Origin of the sequence: Streptomyces sp. NPDC050448 (genome assembly GCF_040655295.1) — a bacterium.
Taxonomy (GTDB): Bacteria; Actinomycetota; Actinomycetes; order Streptomycetales; family Streptomycetaceae; genus Streptomyces.
On the sequence record NZ_JBFAJR010000015.1, the window covers coordinates 158,060 to 169,345 of the forward strand.

Consider the following 11,286-nt stretch of genomic DNA (forward strand, 5'->3'; position numbering starts at 1 on the left):
TACGGATCAGAGGGTTTCGGGGAGGTATCACCAACGCCGGTCCGCGAGTTTCCGCGTCAGTACGCGGGCGATCTCGGCGAGCGGCTCCCCCTTGATCATCCGGCGGTGGTCGGACTCCAGCGGACGCGTCTCGACCGCGCCCCGCACGTAGGGCCGCCAGGCCTCCGGAGCGGCCTCCGCCGGCAGGAGTTCCGGGCGTCCCAGCGCCGCCACGAAGAGGAGGACGTCCCCGTCGAAGACTCCGGGGGTGTAGTCGCGCAGGAGCCGCAGGTTGTTCTCCTCGACCCGGTGGACGGCCGACGTCATCGCGTCGTGCCGCGTCTCGTCCACCCGGTCCGCCGGGGCGGCGGCGGGGGCGTCCCCCACCACGTCGCCGTCGAGGAGCAGCACGGGCCGGTCGCCCGGCCGGAGCTCCCCGAGCCCGGCGAACTCCGCGGCGCCGGCCTCGTCCTCCTTCGCCATCCGGCGGTTCGGGTATCCGTCCAGAATGGCCAGCAGGGCGACCGTCTCGCCTTCCTGCCGCAGGTGCGTGGCGACGGCGTGGGCGACGACTCCGCCGAAGGACCAGCCGAGCAGGTGGTACGGCCCGGTCGGCTGCACGGAGCGGATCCGGTCGGCGTAGTCCGCCGCCATCTCCTCGACGCTGCCCGGGAACGTGCCGGACCCGTCCAGACCGCGCGCCTGTACGCCGTAGACCGGGTACTCGTCCGGCAGGTGGTTCACGAGGGCCGCGTAGTGCCAGCCGAGCCCCCCGCCGGAGTGCAGGCAGAACAGCGGTGGCCGTTCCCCGCCCGTCCGCAGCGGCAGCATCACCTCGTAGTCGCCCGCGGCCTCACGGTCCTTGTCGAGGACGGCGGCCAGCGCGGCGACGGTCGGTCCGGCGAACAGGTCCCGGACGTTGACCTCCGTGTCGAGCACGGTCCGGATCCGCTCGATCAGCCGCATCGCCAGCAGCGAGTCGCCGCCCCGCTCGAAGAACGAGTCCTCGGCGCCGACCTGCTCCACGCCCAGGATCTCGGCGAACAGCTCGCACAGGACCCCTTCCACCAGCGTCCTGGGCTCCCTGCCGGCTCCCGGACCGGTCGGGTCCGGGGCGGGCAGCGCCGCCCGGTCCAGCTTCCCGTTGACCGTGACGGGCAGGGACTCCAGCGTCACCCAGGCGTCCGGGACCATGTAGTCCGGCAGCGCGCCCGCCGCGTACTCCCGCAGCGCGTCGCCGTCGACGCCCGGTCCGTCGGGGACGACGTAGGCGACCAGGCGTTTCGCGCCCGCCCGGTCCTCGCGTACCGTCACGGCGACCTGGCGGACGCCCTCGTGCCGGGCCAGGACGGCCTCCACCTCGCCCGGCTCGATCCGGAACCCGCGGATCTTCACCTGGTCGTCGGCCCGCCCCGCGAACTCGAGCGCCCCCTGCGGCGACCAGCGGGCCAGGTCTCCCGTCCGGTACATCCGCTCGGGGCCCTCGGTGAACGGGCAGGCCACGAACCGCTCGGCGGTCAGGCCTGCGCGTCCCGCATAGCTCCGGGCGAGCCCGGCGCCCGCCACGTACAGCTCTCCGGTCACGCCGGGCGGCAGCGGGTGCAGGAACTCGTCGAGCACGAAGGTCCGGCTGTTGTCCATCGGACGGCCGATGGGCACCGTCGCCGGGACCGTGTCGGCGGCGGTGTACGGGATCTGGGTGGTGAACGCCGTCATCTCGGTCGGCCCGTACGTCGTGCGCACCACCAGCCCGGGATGGGCCTCCAGCAGGGTGCGTATCGCCGAGGCGGACACCACGTCGCCGCCCGTCGAGACCTCACGGACCCCGGCGAAGATCTGCGGGGACTCCTCGGCCAGGAGGCTGAAGAGCCCGGCGGTGGCGTGCACGTTGGTGACCCGGTGCTCGGCGATGAGCCGGCCGCGCTCGCTCGCGCCGATGTCACCGGGCGGCATGACGACCAGGCTGCCGCCGTGCGCGAGCGTCACCCAGATCTCGTACGTCGAGGCGTCGAACGCGTGGTTGGCCTGCACCAGGACCCGCTCGACGACCTCGTCGCTCCAGCTCCGGTCCTCGGCGAAGCTCACGACGTTCCGGTGCGTCACCTCGACGCCCTTGGGAGTACCGGTCGACCCGGAGGTGTACATCACGTACGCCAGGTGGTCGGGGCGCAGTGCCGCCGACCGGTCGGCGTCGCCGGGCGCGGTCGCCGGGCAGCTCGCCATCCCGACGACGGCCTCCTCCCACACGGCGACGTCGAACCCGTCGCGCGGAACGCCCCGGCTCCCGCCGGTGCACAGCACGAGGGCGGGGTCCACGTCGGAGAGCATGAACGCGATGCGCTCGGCCGGATAGCCGGGGTCGACCGGCACGTAGGCCGCGCCGGCCTTCACCACGCCCAACAGCACCACCAGCAGGTCGGCCGAGCGTTCCATCACCACGGCCACCCGGTCCTCCGGGCCGATGCCGCGGCCGATCAGCCAATGCGCGACCCGGTTGGCCAGCGCGTCCACCTGCGCGTACGTCAGGGTGACGTCCGGGGCGGCGATGGCGATCGCGTCGGGGGTCCGTTCGACCTGACGCTCGAACAGCTCGGGCAGGGTGGTTCCGGGCAGCGGGCGCGCGGTGTCGTTCCACTCCCGGAGGACCGTGTGCCGTTCGTCGGGTTCGATGATGCCGAGCTGTCCGACCCGTGCCCGCGGGTCGGCCGCCACCTGTTCCAGTACCTTGACCAGCCGGTCGGCCAGGGCCTGGGCGGTGCTCTCGTCGAAGAGGTCGGTGGCGTACTGAAGGGTGCCGCCGATGCCGTCCGGCGTACCGCTCCCGTCGCGGAACTCCCCGAGCGCGAGCGACAGGTCGAAGCGTGCCGCCTCGGCGACTTCCGGGTTCAGCTGCTCCACCCGGAGGCCGGGCAGATCCCAGGCGTCCTCGGCGGGGCCGCCGGAGTGCACGGCCAGCATGACCTGGAAGAGCGGCTGCCGGGCGAGCGAGCGCACGTGGTCGAGGTCGTCAACGAGCCGCTCGAACGGCAGGTCCTGGTGGGCGTAGGCCGCCAGGTCCGTGTCACGGACCCGTGCGAGCAGCTCCTCGAACGTGGGATCGCCGCTGACGTCGGTGCGCAGCACCAGGGTGTTGACGAAGAACCCCGCGAGGTCCTCCAGGGCGCTGTCGGGGCGGCCGGCCACGGCGGTGCCGATGGGGATGTCGGTGCCCGCGCCGAGCCGCGCCAGCAGCATGGCCAGCGCCGCCTGGACCACCATGAACATGGTCGCCGACCGCCGGCGCGCCAGGCCGTCCAGGGCGGCGTGCGCCTCGGCGCCCAGCCGGACGGGTACGGAGCCGCCCTCGAAGGACGAGATCGCGGGCCGGGTCCGGTCCGCGGGGAGCGCCAGCTCCGGGGGCAGCCCGGACAGGGCCTGCCGCCAGTAGCCGAGCTGGGCGCTGATCAGGCTGTCCGGGTCGTCGAGTTCGCCGAGGACCTCACGCTGCCAGAGCGCGTAGTCGGCGTACTGGACCGGCAGCGGAGACCAGCCCGGCTCGGCGCCGCCGTGCCGGGCCCGGTACGCCGTCTGGATGTCCCGGGCGAGGACGCCCATCGACCAGCCGTCGACCGCGATGTGGTGGGCGGCCGTCACCAGCACGTGCTCCGTGGGGGAAACCGTCAGCAGTTCCGTCCGCCACGGCATCTCGCGGGCCAGGTCGAAGCCCGTACCCGCCACCTCGGCCATGGCCCGGTGCAGATCGGTCCGGGAGACGTGGCGGACGACCAGGGCCGGGCGGTCCCCGAGGACCTCCTGGCGGGGGCTGCCGTCCGTCGACGGGAACACGGTGCGGAGCGTCTCGTGCCGGTCGGCGACATCGTGCAGGGCCGCCTCCAGCGCCGGGACGTCCAGCTCACCGGTGAGTCCGAGCGCGAGCGGCACGTTGTAACCGGCGCCGGCGCCCGCCTGCTCCATCCGGCTGAGGAACCACATCCGCTGCTGACCGAACGACAGGGGCAGTACCTCGGGGCGTTCCCGGACGGCGATGGCGGCTTGGGCGGCGCCCTTGTCCGCTTCCACCAGTCGGGCCATCGCCGCGACGGTCGGCCCGGCGAACACCTCCCGGATGGTGATCTCCGCGTCGAGGGTGGAGCGGATCCTGGCGATCAGGCGCATGGCCAGCAGCGAGTCACCGCCGAGTTCGAAGAACGAGCCGTCGGCACTCACCCGCTCCAGGCCGAGCACCTCGGCGAACAGACCGCACAACGCCTCCTCCGCGGGGGTGGCCGGTGCCCGGCCCTCCCCGTCGGCGAGGTCGGGGGCGGGCAGTGCGGCACGGTCGAGCTTGCCGTTCACCGTGACCGGGAGGGACGCGAGCCGGACCACGGCGGAAGGGACCATGTAGTCCGGCAGTGTCCGTGCGGCGAACTCCAGGAGATCGTCCCTCTCCGCGTCCCCCTCGGCGTCCGCACCGGTGCCCGAACCGGCGTCCGCGCCGGCGGGAACCACGTAGGCGACGAGTCGTTTGGTGCCCGGCCGGTCCTCGCGGACGATCACCGCGACCTGCCCGACACTGCCATGGCCCACCAGGACCGCCTCGATCTCCGTCGGCTCGATCCGGAAGCCGCGGATCTTCACCTGGTCGTCCACACGGCCGGCGAACGACAGCCGCCCGTCCCGCGACCAGCGCGCGAGATCCCCCGTCCGGTACATCCGCTCCGCGACGCCTCCGAACGGGCAGGCCACGAACCGCTCCGCCGTCAGGGCGGCGCGGCCTTCGTAACCCCGCGCCAGCCCGGTCCCGGCCAGGTACAGCTCACCCGTCACACCCGGCGCGACCGGACGCAGGAACGCGTCGAGAACGTAGGCCCGGCTGTTGTCCATCGGGGAGCCGATGGGCAGCACGGCGGGCACCTCATCACCGGGCTCCACGACCAGGGTCGTCGAGCACAAAGTGGTTTCCGTCGGCCCGTACAGATGCCGTACCCGCAATCCCGGCGACGCCTCCAACACCCGCGCCACCGAACCCGCAGGCACCACGTCGCCACCGGTCAACACCTCGGCCACACCCGCGAAGACCTCCGGGGACTCCTCCGCCAGCACCCCGAACAGCCCCGCCGTGACATGCACCACCGTCACACCGTGCGCCGCGACCAGACCACCCAGCACCGCACCGTCCACCACACCCGCCGGCGCCACGACCACCGCACCACCACGGACCAACGGCACCCACACCTCGAACGTCGACGCGTCGAAGGCGTGCGGAGCGTGCATCAGGACCCGGTCACCCGCACCCACCGACCAACCCCGGTCCGACACCAGACCCGTGACACCACCGTGCGTGGCCACGATGCCCTTCGGCTCACCGGTCGACCCGGACGTGAACATCACGTACACGGCCGAACCGGCCGAGACCCCCACCACCGGAACCCGACCCCGGCCCGCGTACGAGGCGACGTCCGCCACCACCGCGGGGTCGTCCCAGACGATCCGCTCGACACCCGACCCGGACACCAGATCCGCCGTCGCCGCCGTGCACAGCACCACATCAGGCACCGCACCCGACAGGATCCGCCCCACCCGCTCGGCCGGATACGACGGATCCACCGGCACGTACGCCGCACCGGCCTTCACCACACCCAGCAACACCACGACCAACTCGGGCGAACGGTCCATCACCACACCGACACGGCACTCCGGGCCCACACCCCGACCCGCGAGCCACCCCGCCACACGGTCCGCACGCTCGTCCAACTCCGCATACGTCAACCGCACACCGGCACCGATGAGTGCCGGCGCGCCCGGGGTCCGCGCCACCTGCTCCTCGAACAACCCCGCCAACGACACCTCCGACACCGGCCACGCCGTGTCGTTCCACCCCTCGACGACCGCATGCTCTTCCACCACGTCGAGCACGTCCAGCCCACTCACCCGCACCGACGGATCAGCGGCCACCTGCTCCAACACCCGCACCAGACGACCCGCCAACGCCTCCGCCCACACCCCGTCGAACAGGTCCAAGGCGTACTGCAGATCACCCACCATCCCCGCCGGAACACCCTGCTCGTCACGACGTTCGGCCAGCGTGAACGAGAGGTCGAACCGCGCGGCGGCGGTGTCTTCCGCCGGCATCGGCCGGACGTCGAGCCCCGGGAGGTCCCAGTCGGAGCCGCCCTGGGGGAGGTTCTGCAGGACCAGCATGATCTGGAACAGCGGGTGCCGGGACAGCGAACGGGCCGGGTTCAGCTCGTCCACCAGCCGCTCGAACGGCACGTCCTGATGGGCGTACGCCGACAGGTCGGTGTCCCGCACCCGGTCCAACAGCTCGGCGAAGGTGGGGTCTCCGCTCACATCGGTGCGCAGCACCAGGCTGTTCACGAAGAACCCGGCGAGGTCGTCGAGGGAGCTGTCGCCGCGGCCGGCGATCGCGGTGCCGATGGGGATGTCCGTGCCGGCGCCGAGCCGGGTGAGCAGCATCGCCAGCGCGGCCTGGACCACCATGAACACCGTCGCCGAACCCTGCTGGGCGGCTTCGATCAGCCCCGAGTGGGCCTCTGTCCCGAGCTCCAGCCGGACGGAGCCGCCCCGGTAGGACGAGACCGCGGGCCGCGTGCGGTCCGCCGGAAGGGGCAGTTCCTCGGGCAGGTCCGCCAGTGCCTGCCGCCAGTGGGCGATCTGGGCGCTGATGAGGCTGTCCGGGTCGTCGAGTTCACCGAGGACCTCGCGCTGCCAGAGCGCGTAGTCGGCGTACTGGACCGGCAGCGGAGACCAGCCGACCTCCGTACCGTGCAGACGGGCCTCGAAGGCCGTCCGCAGATCCCCCGCCAACACGCCCATCGACCAACCGTCCACCGCGATGTGATGCGCCACCAGCACCAACACCGACTCGGTCTCCGACAGGACCAGCAACTCGGTCCGCCACGGCTGCTCGTGCGCCAGGTCGAAGCCCCGCCGCGCCACCTCGGCCAGGATCTCGGGGAGGTCGTCGTGCGTGACCCGGCGGACCCGCAGGGCGGTGCGGCCCGCCGCGCCCCGGAGGATCTCCTGCCGGGGGACGCCCTCGGTCTCCGGGAACCTCGTACGGAGCGTCTCGTGCCGGTCCGCCACATCGTGGAGAGCCGCCTCCAGCGCCTCCACGTTCAGCGCGCCGGACAGGCGCAGCGCCAGCGGCACGTTGTACCCGGCGCCCGCGCCGACTTCCTCCAGCCGGTTGAGGAACCACATCCGCTGCTGACCGAACGACAGCGGCACCACCTCGGGACGCTCCCGCACGACCACACCGGCCCGGACGTCCCCCTGGCCGCTCTCGACCAGCCGGGCCAGTCCGGCGACGGTCGGCGCCGTGAACAGTTCCCGGATGTTGATCTCGACGTCGAGGACCGAGCGGGCCTTGGCGATCAGGCGCATGGCCAGCAGCGAGTCACCGCCGAGTTCGAAGAACGAGCCGTCGGCGCTCACCCGCTCCAGGCCGAGCACCTCGGCGAACAGACCGCACAACGCCTCCTCCGCGGGGGTGGCCGGCGCCCGGCCCTCCCCGTCGGCGAAGTCGGGGACGGGCAGCAGGGCCCGGTCCAGCTTCCCGTTCACGGTCGTGGGCAGGGAGCCGAGTGCGACGACGGCGGCCGGGACCATGTGGTCCGGGAGCACACCGGCCGCGTACTGCCGCAGCACGTCGCCGGCGACTTCCTGTCCGGCCGGGACGACGTAGGCGACCAGCCTCCTGATGCCCGGCTGGTCCTCGCGCACGATCACGGCGACCTGGGCGACGCTCTCGTGGGCGGCCAGCACCGCCTCGACCTCCCCCGGCTCGATCCGGAAACCGCGGATCTTCACCTGGTCGTCGGCACGACCGGCGAAGAGGAGCCGACCGTCCGCCGTCCACCGCGCGAGGTCACCGGTCCGGTACATCCGCTCCGCCGCACCACCGAACGGGCAGGCCACGAACCGCTCCGCCGTCAGAGCCGCCTGACCCGCGTAGCCACGGGCCAGCCCGTCGCCGGCGACGTACAGCTCCCCGACGACGCCGGGTGGCAGCGGACGCAGGAACTCGTCCAGCACGAACACCCGGGTGTTCCACACGGGGCCGCCGATCGGCACGATCGACCGGCCGGATTCGGCAGCCTCGGCCGTCAGCGCGTCCGTCATCGTCGCGCAGACCGTCGTCTCGGTGGGCCCGTAGGCGTTGATCAGGTTCAACCGCTGCGACCACGCGGTGACGAGGGAGGGCGGGCAGGCCTCGCCCGCGACGACGACCGTCCCCACGGACTCCGGAAGTTCCGTGGCAGCGGCCAGCACCGAAGGCGGCAAGGTCACGTGCGTGACCCCGTAGTCGCGGAGGAGGTCTTCGAGCGGCCCGTAGGGCGGCATCCGGTCGGCCGGGGCCGTGACGAGGGCCGCACCGGACGTCAACGCCATGACCAGTTCCCACACCGAGGCGTCGAAGCCGAGCGCCGCGAACTGCAGCACCCGCGAGCCCGGCCCCACACCGAACCGGTCGATCTGGCAGCCGGCGAGGCCCGCGAGACCCGCGTGGGTGACGACCACTCCCTTGGGGGTACCGGTCGAGCCGGAGGTGTAGATCACGTAGGCCGGATGCTCGGGACGCAGCAGCGTGAGAGGTGCGTGCACCGGACGGTCCGCGATCTCGGCCACCGTGGCGGAGTCGTCCCACACCACCCGCTCGACGTCCTCGGCGAGCAGTCCCTCGGTGCCGCTCGTGCACAGCACCAGAGCCGGCGAAACGTCGGCGAGCACGAACCCGATGCGCTCGGAGGGATAGTTCGGGTCCACCGGGACGAAGGCCGCGCCGGCCTTCGACACGGCGAGCTGGACCACGACCAGGTCGGGCGAGCGCTCCATCAGCACGCCGACCCGGTCCTCCGGGCCGACCCCGCGGCCGATCAGCCAGTGCGCCATACGGTTGGCGCGGCGCTCCAGCTCCGCATAGTCGAAGGACCGTTCGCCGATCACCGCCGGCGCGTCGGGGGTCCGCGCCACCTGCGCCTGGAACAGCTCCGGGAGTGTGGCGGCCGCAACCGGCCGGGCGGAATCGTTCCATTCCTCCAGAACCGTCTGCCGTTCGGTCCCGTCGAGCACCTCGACCTGACTGATCCGGATCTCCGGATCGGCCGCGATCTGCTCCAGGACCCTCGTCAGCCGGGCCGCCAGCGCCACGGCGGTCGGCTCGTCGAACAGGTCCGTGGCGTACTGGAGGCTGCCGAGGATCCCCTCGGGCGTTCCCTGTTCGTCGCGGAGTTCGGAGAGGTTGACGGACAGGTCGAACCTGGCCGCCACGTTCTCGTCGACAGGCGTCGGCTCGATGCTCAGGCCCGGCACGTCCCACGGCGTTTCGCTCCGAGGCACGTTCTGCAGGATCAGCATGACCTGGAACAGAGGGTGCCGGGAGAGCGAACGGGCCGGATTGATCTCGTCCACCAGCCGCTCGAACGGCACGTCCTGATGCGCGTACGCCGACAGGTCGGCCTCCCGCACCCGGGCCAGCAGCTCGCCGAAGGTCGGGTCACCGCCGACATCGGTGCGCAGGACGAGGGTGTTGACGAAGAACCCGGCCAGATCGTCGAGCGCACTGTCGCCGCGGCCCGCGACCACGGTACCCAGGGGAATGTCGGTGCCCGCCCCGAGCCGACTCAGCAGCACGGCCAGCGCCGCCTGGACCACCATGAACATCGTCGCCGAACCGCGCTCGGCGACCTCCGTGAGCCCGGCATGCGCGGCGGCGTCCACCTGGACCCGGACCGACCGGCCCTGGAAGGAGGAAGCCGCGGGGCGCGCCCGGTCCGCCGGGAGCGGAGTCTCTTGCGGCAGGCCCGCCAGGGCCTGCCGCCAGTAGGCGAGCTGACCGCCGATCAGGCTCTCGGGGTCACGCGGGTCGCCCAGGACCTCGTGCTGCCAGAGCGCGTAGTCGGCGTACTGGACCGGCAACGGCTTCCAGAGCGGGGCCGCTCCGGCGTGGCGGGCCTTGTAGGCGTCCCAGAGGTCACGGGCGAGTACGCCCATCGACCAGCCGTCGACGGCGATGTGATGTCCCACGAGTACGAGAACGTGCTCGGTGGCGGAGAGCACCAGGAGTTCGACACGCCACGGGAGGTCGGCGGACAGGTCGAATCGGCGGTTGCCGGCGGCGGCCATCAGGTCGGGCAGCTCGGCACGGGTCGCCCCGCGGACGTGCAGGGACGGGCGGGACTCGGGGCCGTCCAGGACGCGCTGGCGGGGAACGCCCTCGGTCTCCGTGAAGACCGTACGGAGCGTCTCGTGCCGGTCCGCCACGTCGTGCAGGGCCGCCTCGAAGGCGGGCACGTCCAGCTCACCGGTCAGGCCCACGGACAGGGACACGTTGTAGGCGGCGCCCGCTCCGGCTTCCTCCAGCCGGTTGAGGAACCACATCCGCTGCTGGCCGAACGACAGCGGCAGCACTTCGGGACGTTCCCGTACGACGACACCGGCCCGGACGACGCCGTCCCGGTCGCTTTCCACCAGCCGGGCGATCGCGGCGACCGTCGGGGCGCCGAACAGCTCCCGAATGTTGACCTCGGCGCTCAGCTCGGACCGGATCTTGGCGATGAGACGCATCGCGAGCAGCGAGTCGCCGCCGAGAGCGAAGAACGACTCCTCGGCGCCGACCTGCTCCAGGCCCAGCACGTCGGCGAACAGCGCGCACAGCGCCGCCTCGACGGGGGTCGCCGGAGCCCGTCCTTCGCCTCCGAACTCGGGGGCGGGGAGGGCGGTGCGGTCCAGCTTGCCGTTCACCGTGACGGGCAGGGTGTTCAGTTGCACGATCGCGGCCGGGACCATGTAGTCCGGCAGCTTCCCGGCGACGTGGTCCCCGAGCAGTACGACGTCCACGTCCGCGTCGGCGTCGGCCGGCACGACGTACGCGACCAGGCGCTTCACGCCCGGCTGGTCCTCCCGCACGATCACCGCGACCTGACCGACGCTCTCGTGCGCGGCCAGCACCGCCTCCACCTCGGCCGGCTCGATCCGGAAACCACGGATCTTCACCTGGTCATCGGCACGACCGACGAACAGCAACTGGCCGTCCGCCGTCCACCGCGCCAGGTCGCCGGTCCGGTACATCCGGCCCCCGTACGGGCACGCCACGAACCGCTCCGCCGTCAGAGCCGCCCGACCGTCGTAGCCCCGAGCCAGCCCCGACCCCGCCACATACAGCTCGCCGATCACACCCGGGGGCACCGGGCGCAGGAACTCGTCCAGTACGTACGTCTGCGCGTTGTCCATCGGCCGGCCGATCGGCACACTCGCCGGAACCTCATCCCCCGCGACGTACGGGATCTGCGTGGTGAACGCCGT

The 11,286-nt window shown here is 72.4% G+C and carries 1 protein-coding gene; it reads right to left on the reverse strand.

Annotated elements, in window-relative coordinates; all coding sequences use genetic code 11:
- Positions 1 to 27 precede the first annotated feature (27 nt).
- Positions 28 to 11,268 (reverse strand): amino acid adenylation domain-containing protein, encoded by an 11,241-nt coding sequence (locus AB0I68_RS19980; RefSeq protein WP_363178666.1) that lies wholly within the window; start codon positions 11,266 to 11,268, stop codon positions 28 to 30.
- Between the last annotated feature and the right edge of the window lie 18 nt (positions 11,269 to 11,286).